The following is a 15,924-nucleotide window of genomic DNA, read 5'->3' on the forward strand; positions in this document are numbered from 1 at the left end:
TTGTTCAAGTCTCCCGCCGGCGTCGTGCTTGGTTGGGCATTAGTTGGTTGGTCCTGGCTGGTTGGCCTGGTTTGTTGGTCTATTCCGCGGCGAGCTGCTCGCGGACGGCGGGGGCAACTTCCTTGCCGTAGAGCTCGATGCTGCGCATCAGCTTCTCGTGCGGGAGTGTGCCGAGGCTGTACTTCATGTCCCAGCGGTCCAGTCCCAGCCCTTTGGCTACCTTGACGATCTTGGTGGCCACGGTCTCGGGTGAGCCGACAAACAGGGCGCCGTCCGGGCCGGCCTCCGCCTCGAACTGTCCGCGCGTCATGCGGCTCCAGCCGCGCTCGCGGCCGATGCGCTCCTGCATGTCCACGTAATGCGGCCACATCTCTTCCTTGGCCTGCTCGTCCGTGGCGGCGATGTAGCCGGGGGAGTGGGCGCCGACGGGCAGCCGGGGCTGGCCGAACTGGTTCAGGGCCTTGTGGTAAAGCTCCACGAAGGGCGCGAAGTTCATCGGGGTGCCGCCGATAATGGCGAGCATGAGGGGCAAACCGTAGTGGGCGGCCCGCACCACGGACTGCGGCGTGCCGCCCACGGCGATCCAGGTGGGGAGGGAGCCCGAGGCCGTCGGCGGGTAGACAGTCTTGTTGTCCAGCGGCCCCCGCGTCTGCCCGGCCCAGGTGACCGGCTTTTCCTTGCGGAGTTCGGTGAAGAGCTGGAGCTTTTCGTCGAACAGGATGTCGTAGTCGGCCAGCTCCAGGCCGAACAGCGGGAATGACTCGGTGAAGGAGCCGCGGCCCAGGATCACTTCGGCGCGTCCGTTGGAGACGGCATCGAGCGTGGAGAAACGCTGGAAGACGCGCACCGGGTCATCGGAGGAGAGCATGGTGACGGCCGAGCCCAGCCGGATGTTCCTGGTCTGGCCGGCGATGGCTGCGAGGACCACATCCGGTGCGGAGATGGCGAAGTCCTCGCGGTGGTGCTCACCGATGCCGATAAAGTCCAGTCCGACCTCGTCCGCCAGCACCGCCTCGGCGACGACATTGCGGATCACCTGGTCCTGCGGGAGAGGCCTGCCGTCGGCGTCGTAAGTAACGTCCCCGAATGTATCCAGACCCAGTTCGATTTTCCGTGCCACGCTGCGGGTGCCTTCCTGAAGATTGATCAATGCGTTTGCATCATTCTTGGCAACCGCGGGGTAAGGGATCTTATTCCGGCCGGGTTAATCCGGCCGTGCCGCGGGGTTCTTCATCGGTGCCACGAACGTGCCGACCGGCCGCCGGATCCACCACAGCCCGGTCGCCTTCTTTTCCTGCCGGGTGGAGTACCGGTAGTGGTAGACCAGCGCCCTGACCTGCCGGGGCTGTTCGCCATGGAACGGATCGATTCGGAGTAGTTTGAGGGTCGCCCGGTCTGCGGCCAGCAGGCGCCGCAGGAACGGAATAAACCAGCTGTCGCCCGGTGCGCCGAGGGCCAGGAACCACATCAGCCAGTCCAGCCTCAGGTGGTAGGGCGCGAACTGCCGCGGCATGCGTCCCGGGTCCCCGGGCTTGCCCTTGAACTCGTATTCCTGCCAGCTGACGCCGTCCGCCGATCCTTCGACGATGATTTCGTAGCGCTCGCGGGTGATGCTGCCGAAGGCGCCGTAGGCATTGGCCAGGTGCCAGCGGTTGAAGCTGGTGTTCATTAACTGCCGCTTGGAGACCAGATTGCGGGCCGGCCAGTAGCTTAGGTAGACCATCAGGGCGGTCATGGCCAGGACGACGACGGCGAACCAGATCGGCGTGGGCGCGTAGTCCGGCGTGAGTTCCGGACTGCCGGGCAGTACCGCGGAGATGGCGTCGTCGCTAAGGGCCGCGGCGGCGGCCAGGATGGTCAGCCAGTTCAGCCACGCGAAGTTGCCCGAAACCACCAGCCACAGCTGCGTGACGATAATGATGGCCGCGGCAATGCTGCCCACGGGCTGCGGGAAGAACAGGAAGAACGGCACCACCAGCTGGGCGAAGTGGTTCCCGATGACTTCGGCCTTGTGCAGCGGCTTGGGCAAATGATGGAAGTACCTGCTGGCCGGGTTCGGCATTGGCTGCGTCTCGTGGTGGTAGTACAGAGCGGTCAGGTCCCGCCAGACCCGGTCCCCGCGGATCTTGATCATGCCGGCCCCGAATTCCAGCCGGAATGTGAGCCAGAGGAAAAGCCAGAGCACCGTAACCGGCGGCGCGATTTCGTTGGAGCCTAGGAACGCGGCCAGGAACCCGGCCTCGAGCAGGAGTGTCTCCCAGCCGAAGCCGTAGAACGTCTGGCCAACGTTCACGATGGACATGTAGAGGCCCCAGAGCAGCAGGAAAGCAAGCATCGGCAGCCACGGCGGCCCCAGCTGCGGCAGCCCGGCCACCAGGGCTGCGGCCACGGCGGCGCCGGTCCACGCGACCGCGAGCAGCAGCTTGTCCGAATACCGCCAGCTGAACAGCGTCGGACCGCGGGCGGCGGAGCGGGCCAGATACCGCGGCACGGGCAACAGTCCATGCTCGCCGAGCAGGGCACGGAACTGCGCGACGGCGGAGAGGAACGCGATCACGTAGACGGCGGCGATCCCGCGCTGCAGCACCTGCCGCGCGACCTCGAAACCCTCGGCGTCCAACCAGTTCATGTACTTCCAACGTTAGGACCGCCGGCAACACTGTCAAGGCTTACCCGGCCCGAGGGGTTACATCCCCCGTAGCCCCGGGCCACAATGAAGGCATGAGGGATGCGGCGCAGGCAGAACACAGGCGGGCCGTCCTCGGAACCGCGGCCTTCGGGGTGGCTCCGGTGGTGGCCGCCGGTGTTGTGCCCTGGCTGCTCACCTGCTGGCAGGCCCGGGTCCCGGTGCCCGGCGGTTTGCCGGCCAGAGCCGCCGGTGCGGTGTTCGCCGCCGGAGGCGCCGCCGTCGTTGTTGAATCTTTTGTGCGGTTCGCGCGGGAGGGCCTGGGTACGCCTGCACCGATCGCGCCGACGAAGTACCTGGTGGTCACTGGGCCGTTCCGCTACGTGCGCAACCCGATTTACGTGGCGTTGCTGTCAGTGGTGCTCGGCGAGGCGCTGATGCTGGGCCGGCCCAAGCTGCTCGGCTACTGCGCCGTGATGTCCGTTCCCGTGGGGCTTTTCGTCAGGCTGTATGAGGAGCCGGCCTTGGAGCGGCAGTTCGGTGATGAATACCGGCGCTACAAGCGCAACGTGCCAGGTTGGCTCCCGCGGCTGACGCCGTGGCGTGCGGAGGGAAGAAGCGGCATCGAAAATTAGCCATCCGGCCCGTCGAGGATAGCGCAGCGGACGCCGCATGTGATGCGTTTCTCGACGCTTTCACGGCTTGCGGCAATGGCCGTGTGGGAGGATGAAACCGGCCAAAAATTCACCCCGAAAACACAGGAACGGAGGGGCAGTGCAGGACAAGGACGGCCAGCAGGATTCAGGTACTCCGATGTCGCCGCGGGTCGGCAGCCTGCCCATCATCAAGATCCCCCGCAAGCCCGCCGACATGCCGGAAAACGGGGCCGGCGGGGAGGCCGGAGAGCGCCCGGAACCGGGTTCGGGGACACCGCCGACGGCGAAGCAGTCGGTCGGCAAAAACGCGCCCCCGAAGCGCGGGGGAACCAAGCCCAAGGCCAAGCCGGCTATCCCCAGGAAACCGGTGGCCAAAGAGGCCAAACCGGTTCCGTTCGGCACCGCTCCGCTGCCGATGCCCAAGGGCCAGCAGCGCACCAACGCCGCTGCCCGCCGGATGCTGCGCAAACTGGTGCAGGGCGAGGCGCCGCCCACGGCCCCGATGAGCATTGTTGAGCGGCTCGCGGGGAGCCCGTACGCCAACCCGATGATCCAGGCCGCCGGTGTGGATACCTCCGCCCGGCTCACCCTTGATTTTGCGCTGGATCTGGCCGAGACCATGTTCCGCTACGGCGCCGGCGCCCTGGAAGTGGAAACGAGCATCATTGCCGTGACCGCTGCCTTCGGCCTGCGCGAGATCGACGTCGACATCACCAACCAGTCAGTGCTGATCAACTATGCCAAGGCGGACACAGTACCGCTGACCCTGATGCGCGTGGTGCGGTCCTGGACGAACAACTACGCCGGTTTATCCCTGGTCCACCAGCTGGTCACGGACATCGTCAACGGTGGTGTGGGGCGGACCGAGGCCAAGGAGCGGCTGCAGGAGATCGCCGCCCGGCCCAAGCCGTTTGCCAAATGGATGGCCATCGGCGCCGGCGGCGTTTTCGCCGGTTCCATCGTGGCGTTCCTCGGCGGCGGGATCTTCGCATCGCTGGTGGCGATGCTGTCAACCGTGCTGATGGGTCTGCTGGGCCGCAAGCTGGGCAAATGGCGGGTGCCGGACTTCTTTGTTACCGCGATCGGGTCCTGTCTTGCCACCGCGGTTGCCTTGCTCTTCTGGCAGCTGCAGGTTCCGTTGAGCCCGTCGCTGGTGATCGCGGGCGGGATACTTTACCTCCTGCCGACAGGCCGCCTGGTCTCTGCGACCCAGGATGCGATCAACGGCTTCCCCGTCACGGCGGCCGGCCGTTTTCTCTCCGCTTTCCTCACCTTTGCCGCTATCGCCTCCGGTGTGGCCGTCGGCCTGGTGGGCGGTGAACTGGTGGGCGTCAGCCTGCCCGAGGTCTTCGTCGATGGCGAGGGCGAGTACCCCTATGTGGTGCGGGCGCTGCTGCTTATGGTTGCCACCATGGCCATCTGTATCACCGAGCAGACCAAGCTCAGCATGCTGGTGCCGACGGCCTTGGTTGGTCTCGTGGCATTGCTGCTCTACGACCTTGTCCTTATGGCCGGCATCGGCGAGCGGATAGGCCCGGCGCTGGCCGCCGTCGTTATTGGTTTCCTGGGTCGCATTGTCGGCTTGCGGATGGGCTCGCCGCAGCTGGTTGTCGCGGTGCCCGCCATCCTGTTCCTGCTGCCCGGACTGTCGATCTTCCGCGCCACCTACGATCTGACCGTCAATGTGGATGACCCCTTCGTGGGCGTGCTCAACCTCTTCGGTGCGCTGACGGTAATCCTGGCGATCTCGGGCGGCACGGTCCTCGGCGACAACCTGGCCCAGCCCTTCACCCGGGACATGGGCTCCAACGAAGGCCGCCGCAGAAACCGCCGCCGCTAACCGGTGGGGCGGAGCCGTACTCAGCCAGGCTGTTCAGGTGGCCGGGTAGTTCTCCGGGAAGATCTGCCCGACCTCGGTCCGCTTTTCCGCCTGGAACGCGTCCTCAGCCCGGCCGTAGGCCCAGTAGCCGGAGATGGAAACCTGCTTGCGGTGCAGCCCATGGTCCTTGAACAGTACGTCGCGCAGCGATTTGATGGCCCCGCGCTCGCCGTGCACAAACGCGTCCACTTCACCGGCCGGCCAATCCAAGCCTGCCACCGCATCCCGCAGGAGCGTAGTGGTGCCCGGGATCTGGCCTTGGCGGAAGAGCCAGTGGAACTGGAGGCCGGCGGGGGCGTTGAGTTCCTGGATGTCCGCTGCGGAGTCCACCTCGATCAGGGCATGTCCCGTCGCGTGTGCCGGCAGCGCTTCGATGGCGGCGCCGATGGCCGGCAGCGCGGAATCATCTCCGGCCATCAGGTACCAATCGACGTCGGGGTTGGGGGAGTAGGCCCCGCCCGGGCCGGTGAACATGACCCAGTCCCCGGGCTGCGCCTTCAGCGCCCACGGGCCTGCCAGTCCCTCGTCGCCATGCACAACAAAGTCGATGGCGATTTCCCCGGCGGTCCGGTCCACGCTGCGGACCGTGTAGGTACGGGTGACCGGCAGCTTGTCCGCGGGCAGGGTCTCTTTCAGCTCGGCGACGTCCACCGGGAGCTCAACGTCCAGTTCCGGGTCGAGGAAGAAGATCTTCACGTACTGGTCCGTGGCGTCTTTGGCCTCAAACTTCCCAAACCCCTCGCCCCCGGCGAAAACCCGGACCATGTGCTCGGAGAGGCGCTCGGTCCGCAGTACCTGAAGGTTCGTCTGGGGCTTTCGGGGGCGGGCGGGACGGGCCGCGGGCTGGGCAGTCATGAAACGGCTCCTGAATACGCAAGGCGTGGGAAGGCGGATGGGGGTACTACTAAGGACAACCTAACCCACCGCCGGTTTTGTTCCCAACCACTATTACCGCGGCAGCCGCCAGTCCACCGGGTCCGCGCCCTGCGCCCTGAGCAGTTCGTTGATCCGGCTGAAGGGGCGGGAGCCGAAGAAGCCGCGTGAGGCGGATAACGGACTGGGATGTGCGGATTCTATCCGCGGCACCGCGTCCAGCAAGGGTGTCAGGTTCTGGGCATCCCTGCCCCACAGGACCACTACCAGCGGACCGCCCCGCGCTACAAGCGACCTGACCGCCAGCTCAGTCAACTCTTCCCATCCCTTGCGACGGTGCGCCCCGGTCTTGCCCGCCTCCACCGTGAGGACCCGGTTGAGCAGCAGCACCCCCTGATCCGCCCAGGCGGTCAGATCCCCGTGCGGTGCCGGGGGAATGCCCAGGTCCGAGTCCAGCTCCTTGTAAATGTTGGCCAGGCTGCGGGGCAACGGCCGAACATGCCGTTCCACCGCGAAACAGAGGCCGATCGAATGCCCGGGCGTGGGGTAAGGATCCTGCCCGACCACAAGGACTTTGACGGCCGAGAGCGGTCGCTGGAAGGCCCGCAGAATATTGGCCGGCGCCGGCAGGATTTCACCGCCCGCTGCGCGCCGCTGCTCAAGGTAGGCAGCCAGCCCATGCACCGTTTGCGTCACCGGCGCCAGAACCTCGGCCCACTCGGGGTGCATGACCTCGTCCAATCCGGCCGGTGCAGAGAACGGAAAAGGCTCCCGCATGTCCACCGCTGATCCGGTGGCCGGAAGCTGGAACAGTGCGCCGTCGTCGTCAGTCATCTTCCTATGGTCGCTGATCGCCGCCCTGGCGGGCCAACCGCCGTCCGTCGCGGGACGCCATGCGCGGGCCCGCGGCGTGCACAAATGACAGGCCCGTGATTCGTTACCATGGTGGAGGACAGTTTCCCCTGTAAACAAAACGGAAGTGATGGTGTGTCTTGGCTGGTTCCGTCGATGCCAGTGCGTTTTCCCTTGACGCCGAGCTGGATTCACCGAGCCAGCTGAGCGAACGCGACCAGAAAATGCTGGCGCTGGAACGGCAGTGGTGGAAGTATGCGGGTGCCAAGGAACAGGCCATCCGTGAGCTCTTCGACATGTCCGCTACGCACTACTACCAGATCCTCAACGGCCTGATCGATACCGAAGAGGCGCTGGCCCATGATCCGATGCTGGTCAAGCGGCTGCGCAGGCTGCGGACGTCCCGCCAGCGCGCGCGGACTGCCCGCCGGCTGGGTACGGACGCCTAGCCTCGGGTCCAGCCGTTCGACTGCGCAGATATTTTCGATACAACTAAGGACGCACTCTTAGCGATGACCAAGTATTCCCGGGACGAGTTTGACCAGGTGCCCGAAACTTCAGACCGCCACGGCGTCCACCGGGCCCACATGGCCGCGTCGAAATCCAGCGGACTCGGCCTGATCATCCTGGCTACCGTGCTGGCGCTCGCCGTCGGCGTACTGTCCTTCTTTGTCCTGCCGCTGCTCGGAGCAGGCGGCGCAAGCACGGGGCTCCAAGCCACCGCGGCGCCCTCGGCCAAGTCGGCATCCCCGAATGCGGCTGAGGAAACGACCGAAGCCACGGATAGCGCCGCCGAACCAACTGTGGACGCAGCGGGGACGGCCACAGAGCCTGCCGGAGAGCCCACGGAGGACGCCACCACGGAGCCCGCCGAGAGACCGACCGAGGAGCCCGTCGACGAGGCTGCCGAAGCTGCCGCTGCCGTGAATAAAGCTGATCCGGTGCTGATCTTCAACAGCGTCGGCGTCACCGGGCTTGGCGGCGCGGTCTCGCAAACGGTCACGTCCGACGGCTGGGCCGTCGGGGTAGTGGATAACTGGCAGGGCACGCCCATGGCCAACTCCGTGATCTTCTACAACCCCGGCCAGAGCGCCAACGCGCAGGCGCTGGGCGAACTCCTGGGCATCTCCGACCTGCGCGAGACCGGGCAGGGAGCAGTCTCCGAGTATGTCACCGTGGTGCTGGGTCCTGGATTCCAGCAAAACGGCTGACCACGTCCCTGTTTGGCCCGTCCGGAGATACGGCCGCGGCCACTGTTACACCTCCATAACATTCTCTGTGCCGGCGCTCACACCAGTGCTGCGGCATGGGTAGAGTGAGCGCATCTCCGCCGCCGGAAACAGAGGCGGCGGGGCCAGGTCTAGAAATATGGAGAGCAATATGGCGCAGGGAACCGTCAAATGGTTCAACGCGGAAAAGGGCTACGGCTTTATCACCGTCGATGAAAACGAAGCTGACGTATTTGTGCATTGGTCCGCCATCCAGATGGACGGTTACCGCTCCCTTGAGGAGGGCCAGCGCGTTGAGTTCGAAATCGGGGAAGGGCAAAAGGGTCCGCAGGCTGAGGAAGTAAAGCTCGCTTCCTGATCTTTGCCAAATTACGACGGCGGCGTGCGGCTATTGATTTAGCCGCACGCCGCCGTCGTATGCAGTTCTAAACACCGCTCTCGCTGCTTGGGCGGGATGCCTGCTACTCCTTGAGCGGAACACCCTTGGCATCGCGGCGGAACATTTCGGCTCCGACCAGGATCATGATGCCTTCGACGAAGCCCCAGATCGCACCGAGACCGAACGTGACGATGGTGACGACGATCTGCACGATCCCGATGCCGACGTAGCCCAGATAGAAGCGGTGGATACCCAGTCCGCCGAGCAGAATTCCCAGCAAGCCGCCGATCAGGCGGGACTTTTGTTCCGGGTAGCCGGCGTAATACGGCTGGCCCGGCTGCCCGTAGGGAACCTGGCCGTACTGCGGCTGCGCGTAGGGATTCTGGCCAAGCGACTGCTGGCCGTGAGGCGGTTGTCCATAGGGCGCCTGTCCCTGCGGCGGCTGGCCCTGTTGTGGCTGGCCGTACGGTGGCTGGCCCTGCGGTGCTTGGCCGTACGGAGGCTTTCCTCCGGGCGCCTGTTCACCGGGCATATTGCCCAGGGGCTGTGTGGGATTGGTGCCCGCACCCCGCAACGGCTCGGTGGGATTCTCCCCGCGGGATGGTCCGGCATGGTCCTGCCCGGCTTTGTCCTGCTTGCCGTCCGGATTTTCCGACATGTTCTTTTCCTTCGGTATGTGATGGTGCTGCGTGACTACCTACAATCTACGGCCCGGCATGCGCCGGTTCTATCGGGGGCCACCCTGATCTTCGTGTCAGTGGCGGTCAGGGTGTTACGCGCTCGGTGAAGCTGTCCAAGTAATCCTGGCTGCAGCTTGCACTCGAGGGTGGTGAGTGCTAATTATTGTGTTAGCACTCTCGCTGGTTGACTGCTAAGCAGTCGGCCGACGGGGGAGAGTGAAAAAATCCAAACCACTGGGATGAGGGTGGCGGTGCGGCGTAAAGAGATCGCCGTCGTCGTTACCCGTCCGTCGCGGGCATCGCAGTGGTTAGCAGTCCTGGTTTATCCAAGGCTGCGCCCGCTGTCTACTGTCCAGAAGGGACGTATGCCGCCATGGCAAAGATCATTAGCTTTGACGAAGAGGCCCGCCGCGGCCTCGAGCGTGGACTGAACATCCTCGCTGACGCAGTTAAGGTCACGCTCGGCCCGCGTGGTCGCAACGTTGTCCTCGAAAAGAAGTGGGGCGCTCCCACGATCACCAACGATGGTGTTTCCATCGCCAAGGAGATCGAGCTCGACGATCCGTACGAGAAGATCGGCGCAGAGCTCGTCAAGGAAGTTGCCAAGAAGACCGACGACGTCGCCGGTGACGGTACCACCACCGCAACCGTCCTCGCCCAGGCCCTGGTCAAGGAAGGCCTGCGCAACGTTGCCGCCGGTGCCGATCCGCTGAGCCTCAAGCGCGGTATCGAAAAGGCTGTTGACGCTGTCACCGCCGAACTGATCTCTTCCGCCAAGGAAATCGAGACCAAGGAGCAGATTGCTGCTACCGCCTCGATCTCTGCAGGCGACCCGCAGATCGGTGAACTGATCGCTGAAGCTCTCGACAAGGTCGGTAAGGAAGGCGTTGTCACCGTCGAGGAGTCCAACACCTTTGGCCTGGAGCTCGAGCTCACCGAAGGTATGCGCTTCGACAAGGGCTACATCTCCGGCTACTTCGTCACCGACGCAGAGCGCCAGGAAACGGTCCTCGAAGACCCGTACATCCTGATCGTCAACTCCAAGATCTCCAACGTGAAGGACCTCGTTGCAGTTCTGGAGAAGGTCATGCAGTCCGGCAAGCCGCTGCTGATCATCGCCGAAGACATCGAGGGCGAGGCTCTGGCCACCCTGGTTGTCAACAAGATTCGTGGCACCTTCAAGTCCGTTGCCGTCAAGGCTCCGGGCTTCGGTGACCGCCGCAAGGCTCAGCTGGCTGACATCGCCATCCTGACCGGTGGCCAGGTCATCGCCGAAGAAGTTGGCCTCAAGCTGGAGAACGCAACCCTCGAACTGCTGGGCCAGGCCCGCAAGGTTGTTGTCACCAAGGACGAGACCACCATCGTTGAAGGTGCCGGCGACGCCGAGGAGATCGCAGGTCGCGTTTCCCAGATCCGCGCCGAGATCGACAACTCCGATTCCGACTACGACCGCGAGAAGCTGCAGGAACGTCTGGCCAAGCTGGCCGGCGGCGTTGCAGTCATCAAGGCCGGTGCCGCAACCGAAGTTGAGCTCAAGGAACGCAAGCACCGCATCGAGGACGCTGTCCGCAACGCGAAGGCTGCCGTTGAAGAAGGCATCGTCGCCGGTGGCGGCGTTGCCCTGATCCAGGCCGGCGCCAAGGCGTTCGCCAACCTGAACCTTGAGGGCGACGAAGCAACCGGCGCCAACATCGTCAAGGTTGCCATCGATGCTCCGCTGAAGCAGATCGCCTTCAACGCTGGCCTCGAGCCGGGCGTTGTTGCCGACAAGGTCCGCGGTCTGCCTTCCGGCCACGGCCTGAACGCTGCAACCGGTGTCTACGAAGACCTGCTGGCTGCCGGTGTGAACGACCCGGTCAAGGTGACCCGCTCTGCTCTGCAGAACGCGGCTTCCATCGCCGGCCTGTTCCTCACCACCGAGGCCGTTGTCGCTGACAAGCCCGAGAAGAACGCTCCGGCCATGCCCGGCGGCGACGACATGGGCGGCATGGGCGGTATGGGCGGCTTCTAGGAATTCCGGCGCAAGCCGCTTCCAAGCCGGTCATCATCTGACCAGTTCCAACAGGAAGGCACGGTTCCCGATCGGGAGCCGTGCCTTCCCGGGTTAAGCCTCGGCCAGTTCGGCGCTCAGGTTCTGCCGGGCCTGCGCCAGCCAAAGCTTGCGGGCGGTGTCCGTCCGATACAACGGCTCCAAGGCCAGCAACCGGCGGACGACGGCGGCGCGGCCGGCTGCGAAATCAGCGTCACCGACGTGCGCGTACTCTTTCCGGACTGCGGCGAGGTAGCGGCGGTAGTTGTCCGGAGGGCTGCCGAGAATCGACAGGTCCGCATCGCACAGCATGGCTCCGGACGCGTCGTCGTCAGCCGGAGCATGATGCGCGGTCAGCAGCACCAGACGGACGCACTCAGCAACCTCCCCGGGTCGGCAGCCGGCGCTGGTCAGCTTCCCGTGTGCCAGTGCCGCGGAATCTTCCTCATCTTTTCCTGCCACCCCTTTATAGACGGCGTCATGGAACCAGGCGGCCAGCCAGACGGCCCGGGTTTCCTCTCCCGGTCGCTCTCCGTGGTCCTGAAGCGTGCGCAGTGCCTCGATGACCGCCAGCAGGTGCGAATGGTCGTGGTAGTGCCGGTGGTCCTCGCCCCACCTGGAAATGAGCTCCCGGCCCAGTCGTTCCTGACCGGGGAGCAAGGCGTTCCAATGCTGCAGCAGTACGTGCTCCAGTTTTCCGGGTCTGCGGCGCGCCGGCACCCGCAGCCCGCTGGCGATCAGTCGACGCACCAACTCACCGCCGGAAACGGCGACAGCACCCCGGGCGACAAGTTCCGCATGGCGTTCTGCCGGTACATCGTAATGGTCGAGATCAAATGCCCTGCTGGGGATCTCTGCAGCCGCCGCAAACTCGTGCAGCTGGTCCAATGAGGAGTCCGAGACCAGATGGGAAAAATGCGTTCCGTGGGCCGGCCACAGCGGGGGATCGATAAGAATTGCCACCCTGCCAGCCTATGTCCGATAGGACCTTGCCGATCTGAAAAGATGGAGACTATGACGATTACTGCTGCCGCCGACGGTTCTGCCCTCGGCAACCCGGGCCCTGCTGGCTGGGCCTGGTACATTGACGAAAATTCCTGGGCAGCTGGAGGCTGGCCGCACGGAACCAACAACCAGGGCGAGCTCATGGCGGTGCTCGATTTGTTCCGTGCCACCGAACACCTGCCGGAAGAGCCCCTGCACATCCTCTGCGACAGCCAGTACGTCATCAACTGCATTACCAAATGGATGCCGGGCTGGAAACGCAAGGGCTGGCGCAAGGCCGACGGCAAAGCCGTACTCAACGTGGACCTCCTCAAGCAGATCGACCAGGTCATCAAGGGCCGCAGTTACAAATTCGAATGGGTGAAGGGCCACGCCGGGCATGACCTGAACGAGGCCGCCGATGTCCGCGCCCGGGCAGTAGCCTTGGCTTTCCAAAACGGATCGGTCATTCCTCACGGGCCGGGGTTCCAAGGCCGGGCGGCCTCAGCCGCCATGGATACTCCCGCCGTCGCCCAATCGGCCGTCCGTGTTCCCGAGCCCCGTCTGCCTCAGCGGGCCGAGAGCACTGAGAGCCCGGAGCCCGATCTGTTCTCCGAGCTGGAGGACTTCTCCGCAGCGGGCGCACAGGAGCCTGTCGAGGAACTGGTCGTCAGGCTGGAACAGGAACTCCTCAGCCCCGGCACACGAGCCGACTTCGGACGGCTTGCCGTGCTCCTGCACCCGGACTTCACCGAGATTGGGCAGTCGGGCCGGATGTGGACCAGGGACGACACGATCAGTGCACTCCAAGGCGATCCGGAGACGGAATCAACTGTGGAGGTCTTCGCCGCTGAACGGCTTGGCGAAGACAGCGTCCTGCTGACTTACCGCAGCAGCTCGCGAACCGGCTCGGCTCTGCGCAGCTCACTGTGGCTCCGCGAGGGGGAACAGTGGCGGCTGCGGTTCCATCAGGGAACGCCGGAACAGAGCTAACCGGCAGTGGCGGCGCGGGGTCCAGATGGGGGATTCCGGCCCGACTGCGTTCTTGGTCACGCCATGAACATGCGTGCGTTGGCTTCTTCGGCCTGAGCATACTGCTGCGATGCCTGGGCCAGTGCCGTATTGATGCTGGCCAGGGACTCTTCAACCTTCAGCTGCGTTGCACGCCAGTCAGTAATCAACTGCTGGAAGTTCGCGGAAGCGGAGCCCGTCCACAACGATTCCAATTCCCGCAGCCCGGACTGCATGGTGTTTACCTCGGCCTGCAGCCGGCCGATGGTGCCCTGGACCGCCATGCTCTTGGCGTTCAAGGCCTCACTGTCCACATGGAATACAGCCATGATGTTCCCTTCGAAGTAGTTGATCCAACGGATACTTCGAGGCTAGGGAGCGTAAGGAGTGCAGGCGAGGGCCCAGCGTGCGATTGTGGATAACGCGGAGGTGAAGCACGAAAGTGGAGGACCATAGTCCCGCGGCTATTTCGGCTTCCGCAGGCCCAGGGGCACCGTCCACTGCCCGTGTGGATCAGTTGTATTCGAAGACGCTGCGGTCGTCGTCGGGCGCTGGCTCATAGGGAATCCGAATGGACATGGTCGCCCCGCCGCCTTCCGTGTCGAGCAGTCGCACAGTGCCGTCATGCTGGGCGACCAGTGCCGCGACGATGGCCAGGCCAAGTCCGGTACCGCCGGTCTCGCGGTAGCGTGAGGAATCCGCGCGGTAAAATCGCTCGAAGACCCGGGCCGCTTCTTCCTCCGATATGCCGGGACCGTGGTCGCGGACCTCGATCACGGAGTCCTTTTTGTCGTCGATGACCGGTTCAACGCCGACCGCGATTTCGATCGGCGAACCCTCAGGCGTGTAGCGGAGTGCATTGGTCATCAGGTTAGCCACGACCTGACGCAGTCTGCCTTCGTCCCCGACAATGGGCGCAGACTGGGCCCCCGCCCCGTCGAGCCCGATGACCTTGATGTCCCGGTCCGGGGCGCTGGCGCGGGCGTCCATGGCGGCATCGTTGCCGAGCAGCAGCAGGTCCAGCGGCTTCGCCTCCAGCGGACGCTGTTCATCCACACGGGCCAGAGTAAGCAGGTCTTCCACGAGCTGGCCCATTCGGGTGGCCTCGCTCTCGATCCGGCCCATGGCCGCCCCGACATCGTCCTGGGTCTGCAAGGCCCCATGGCGGTAGAGCTCGGAGAAACCACGGATGGTCACCAGCGGAGTGCGCAGCTCGTGGGAAGCGTCCGCGACGAACTGGCGCATCCGCCTTTCGGAAGCCGCGCGGCCGGCGAAGGCCGTTTCAATGTGGGCGAGCATCGCGTTGAGCGAACTGGAAAGCTTGCCGATCTCCGTGTTCGGATTGCTCACTTCGACACGGCGGGTCAAGTCGCCAGCGGCGATGGCTGCTGCAGTTTTTTCGACTGTGCTCAGGGGTTTAAACGCTCGCGTGATTGCCAACCACGCGATAGTCGAAGCCGCCGCCGTGGCAAAGAGGCCGAGCAGAAGCGCGCTGGCAGTGAGTCGTTCCACGGTCTCATTCACTTCTTTATACGGAAGCGCAACCGCGATTGAACCGTCAGCTATGTGAAAGACCCTTACTCTCCAACCGTCACTGTCGTCACTAGTACCGGGCACATCAAACGGCAAACCTTCCGTTCGTGCGACTTCGTCAATCGGCATTCTAGGGATAACGGGCAGGTCGACTGTAGAGCTGCTGTTCGTCTCTTGGTTCCTGATCGGGAAGAGCTTCTGAATGTGGTCACCGTCAGGGCTCATCAGGACAGCGGAGTATCGGAAAGTCCCCGAGTTGGCATCACGAATGATCTGCCTGCTGATGTTTTCGGCATTGTTGCGGATGTCCGTGTCCATCTGATTGATCAGATCGTTCCTCAGGAATTGGACCATCAGCGCCGATGTCAGAGCGATGGTAGCGGCCATCAGCACACAGATGATTGCAACCAACTGTGTGCGAAGCGAGGCCGACTTCCACCGTTGGATCACGGTCAGCGCTTTTCCGCCGTGCGCAGCAGGTACCCCACACCACGCTTGGTCTGAATGAGTGCCGGAGCCTCGGGATTGGCGTCGATCTTCCGGCGCAGGTAGGAGATGTAGGACTCCACGATGGACGCATCGCCGTTGAAGTCATACTCCCAGACATGATCCAGGATCTGCGCCTTGGACAGCACCCTGTTCGGGTTCAGCATCAGGTAGCGCAGCAGCTTGAATTCGGTGGGGGAGAGGTCGATGACCAGCCCGCCCCGGCGGACCTCGTGCGCGTCGTCGTCGAGTTCCAGGTCGTCAACCTGGATGACGGCGTCGTCTTCGAGCAGCGGCTGGGTCCGGCGCAGCACGGCACGGATCCGGGCCACCACCTCGTCCAGGCTAAAGGGTTTTGTGACATAGTCGTCGCCGCCGACGGTCAGGCCGGTGACTTTGTCATCGGTGTCGTCGCGGGCGGTGAGGAAGACGACCGGGAAGTGCCGTCCCGCCGCGCGCAACCGGCGCGTCACGGTGAATCCGTCCATATCCGGCAGCATGACATCCAGCACCGCGAGGTCAGGGTTGTGTTCCTCTGCAGCGGCGAGGGCATCACGGCCGTTTGCGGCGGCAACAACTTCGAACCCGGCAAAGCGCAGGGAGGTTGAAAGCAGTTCCCGAATGTTCGGTTCGTCGTCAACTACGAGGAGTTTTGCTTCAGGTTCGTTTTTCTTCACGCTTGTCAGTATGCTCACAGATTCTGGGAG

The 15,924-nt window shown here is 64.2% G+C and carries 16 protein-coding genes; 7 read left to right on the forward strand and 9 right to left on the reverse strand.

The window, feature by feature from the left end; genetic code table 11:
* Window positions 1-79: 79 nt before the first annotated feature.
* Both AC3A4M_RS19490 and AC3A4M_RS19495 read right to left on the reverse strand, forming a co-directional pair.
* Window positions 80-1,120 carry an LLM class flavin-dependent oxidoreductase gene (locus tag AC3A4M_RS19490; RefSeq protein WP_498737862.1) on the reverse strand — a complete coding sequence of 347 codons (1,041 nt, stop codon included), beginning with the start codon at window positions 1,118-1,120 and terminating at the stop codon, window positions 80-82.
* Window positions 1,121-1,204: 84 nt separating this feature from the next.
* A complete protein-coding gene (locus AC3A4M_RS19495; RefSeq protein ID WP_498737864.1) occupies window positions 1,205-2,629 on the reverse strand; it encodes a lipase maturation factor family protein in 1,425 nt (474 codons plus the stop codon).
* Between the two features lie 92 nt (window positions 2,630-2,721).
* On the opposite strand from AC3A4M_RS19495, the gene AC3A4M_RS19500 reads away from it, so the two are divergent.
* Together AC3A4M_RS19500 and AC3A4M_RS19505 are read left to right on the forward strand one after the other, a co-directional pair.
* The gene (locus tag AC3A4M_RS19500; RefSeq protein WP_498737866.1) at window positions 2,722-3,261 is read left to right on the forward strand and encodes a methyltransferase family protein; all 540 of its coding nucleotides are present in this window, start codon (window positions 2,722-2,724) and stop codon (window positions 3,259-3,261) included.
* A gap of 139 nt (window positions 3,262-3,400) precedes the next feature.
* Window positions 3,401-5,122, forward strand: a complete 1,722-nt coding sequence (locus tag AC3A4M_RS19505; protein WP_498737868.1) for a threonine/serine exporter family protein — start codon at window positions 3,401-3,403, stop codon at window positions 5,120-5,122.
* 33 nt (window positions 5,123-5,155) lie between these two features.
* On the opposite strand, the gene AC3A4M_RS19510 is transcribed toward AC3A4M_RS19505, so the two are convergent.
* Entirely contained in the window at window positions 5,156-6,016 is an 861-nt protein-coding gene (locus AC3A4M_RS19510) for a siderophore-interacting protein (protein ID WP_498737870.1), read from the reverse strand.
* A gap of 93 nt (window positions 6,017-6,109) precedes the next feature.
* Entirely contained in the window at window positions 6,110-6,811 is a 702-nt protein-coding gene (locus tag AC3A4M_RS19515; RefSeq protein WP_498738012.1) for a uracil-DNA glycosylase, read from the reverse strand.
* 215 nt (window positions 6,812-7,026) lie between these two features.
* Between AC3A4M_RS19515 and AC3A4M_RS19520 the strand changes: the two genes are divergently transcribed.
* The 3 genes from AC3A4M_RS19520 to AC3A4M_RS19530 all read left to right on the forward strand — a co-directional run bounded on the left by AC3A4M_RS19520 (window position 7,027) and on the right by AC3A4M_RS19530 (window position 8,473).
* A complete protein-coding gene (locus AC3A4M_RS19520; protein ID WP_498737872.1) occupies window positions 7,027-7,335 on the forward strand; it encodes a DUF3263 domain-containing protein in 309 nt (102 codons plus the stop codon).
* A gap of 63 nt (window positions 7,336-7,398) precedes the next feature.
* Entirely contained in the window at window positions 7,399-8,097 is a 699-nt protein-coding gene (locus AC3A4M_RS19525; protein WP_498737873.1) for a LytR C-terminal domain-containing protein, read from the forward strand.
* Between the two features lie 169 nt (window positions 8,098-8,266).
* The gene (locus AC3A4M_RS19530; RefSeq protein ID WP_139006727.1) at window positions 8,267-8,473 is read left to right on the forward strand and encodes a cold-shock protein; all 207 of its coding nucleotides are present in this window, start codon (window positions 8,267-8,269) and stop codon (window positions 8,471-8,473) included.
* A 103-nt stretch (window positions 8,474-8,576) separates the two neighbouring features.
* Here the strand turns inward: AC3A4M_RS19530 and AC3A4M_RS19535 are convergent, their stop codons facing one another.
* On the reverse strand, window positions 8,577-9,152 hold the full coding sequence (locus AC3A4M_RS19535) for a TM2 domain-containing protein (RefSeq protein ID WP_498737875.1): 576 nt from the start codon (window positions 9,150-9,152) through the stop codon (window positions 8,577-8,579).
* A 395-nt stretch (window positions 9,153-9,547) separates the two neighbouring features.
* Here AC3A4M_RS19535 and groL point away from each other — a divergent pair, with 395 nt between their 5' ends.
* On the forward strand, window positions 9,548-11,185 hold the full coding sequence (gene groL, locus AC3A4M_RS19540) for a chaperonin GroEL (protein ID WP_074699749.1): 1,638 nt from the start codon (window positions 9,548-9,550) through the stop codon (window positions 11,183-11,185).
* A gap of 93 nt (window positions 11,186-11,278) precedes the next feature.
* On the opposite strand, the gene AC3A4M_RS19545 is transcribed toward groL, so the two are convergent.
* Window positions 11,279-12,166 (reverse strand): DUF4031 domain-containing protein, encoded by an 888-nt coding sequence (locus tag AC3A4M_RS19545; RefSeq protein WP_498737877.1) that lies wholly within the window; start codon window positions 12,164-12,166, stop codon window positions 11,279-11,281.
* Window positions 12,167-12,217: 51 nt separating this feature from the next.
* Here AC3A4M_RS19545 and AC3A4M_RS19550 point away from each other — a divergent pair, with 51 nt between their 5' ends.
* Window positions 12,218-13,180: an RNase H family protein gene (locus AC3A4M_RS19550; protein WP_498737878.1), complete on the forward strand. Its 963-nt coding sequence runs from the start codon at window positions 12,218-12,220 to the stop codon at window positions 13,178-13,180.
* Between the two features lie 56 nt (window positions 13,181-13,236).
* On the opposite strand, the gene AC3A4M_RS19555 is transcribed toward AC3A4M_RS19550, so the two are convergent.
* The 3 genes from AC3A4M_RS19555 to AC3A4M_RS19565 form a co-directional block, all read right to left on the reverse strand.
* A complete protein-coding gene (locus AC3A4M_RS19555) occupies window positions 13,237-13,527 on the reverse strand; it encodes a WXG100 family type VII secretion target (protein WP_074699746.1) in 291 nt (96 codons plus the stop codon).
* A 184-nt stretch (window positions 13,528-13,711) separates the two neighbouring features.
* Complete coding sequence (locus AC3A4M_RS19560; RefSeq protein ID WP_498737879.1) at window positions 13,712-14,710, reverse strand: sensor histidine kinase; 999 nt, start codon at window positions 14,708-14,710, stop codon at window positions 13,712-13,714.
* Between the two features lie 473 nt (window positions 14,711-15,183).
* On the reverse strand, window positions 15,184-15,894 hold the full coding sequence (locus AC3A4M_RS19565) for a response regulator transcription factor (protein ID WP_074699744.1): 711 nt from the start codon (window positions 15,892-15,894) through the stop codon (window positions 15,184-15,186).
* Window positions 15,895-15,924 lie beyond the last annotated feature (30 nt).

Source organism: Arthrobacter sp. Soil_C_60 (assembly GCF_057656375.1).

What these genes read in the sequence shown, in the direction of transcription:
- AC3A4M_RS19495 (WP_498737864.1), bottom strand. Translation starts at nt 2,629, where the DNA reads ATGAACTGGTTGGACGCCGAGGGTTTCGAGGTCGCGCGGCAGGTGCTG.
- AC3A4M_RS19500 (WP_498737866.1), top strand. Translation starts at nt 2,722, where the DNA reads ATGAGGGATGCGGCGCAGGCAGAACACAGGCGGGCCGTCCTCGGAACC.
- AC3A4M_RS19510 (WP_498737870.1), bottom strand. Translation starts at nt 6,016, where the DNA reads ATGACTGCCCAGCCCGCGGCCCGTCCCGCCCGCCCCCGAAAGCCCCAG.
- AC3A4M_RS19515 (WP_498738012.1), bottom strand. Translation starts at nt 6,811, where the DNA reads ATGCGGGAGCCTTTTCCGTTCTCTGCACCGGCCGGATTGGACGAGGTC.
- AC3A4M_RS19525 (WP_498737873.1), top strand. Translation starts at nt 7,399, where the DNA reads ATGACCAAGTATTCCCGGGACGAGTTTGACCAGGTGCCCGAAACTTCA.
- AC3A4M_RS19530 (WP_139006727.1), top strand. Translation starts at nt 8,267, where the DNA reads ATGGCGCAGGGAACCGTCAAATGGTTCAACGCGGAAAAGGGCTACGGC.
- AC3A4M_RS19535 (WP_498737875.1), bottom strand. Translation starts at nt 9,152, where the DNA reads ATGTCGGAAAATCCGGACGGCAAGCAGGACAAAGCCGGGCAGGACCAT.
- groL (WP_074699749.1), top strand. Translation starts at nt 9,548, where the DNA reads ATGGCAAAGATCATTAGCTTTGACGAAGAGGCCCGCCGCGGCCTCGAG.
- AC3A4M_RS19550 (WP_498737878.1), top strand. Translation starts at nt 12,218, where the DNA reads ATGACGATTACTGCTGCCGCCGACGGTTCTGCCCTCGGCAACCCGGGC.
- AC3A4M_RS19555 (WP_074699746.1), bottom strand. Translation starts at nt 13,527, where the DNA reads ATGGCTGTATTCCATGTGGACAGTGAGGCCTTGAACGCCAAGAGCATG.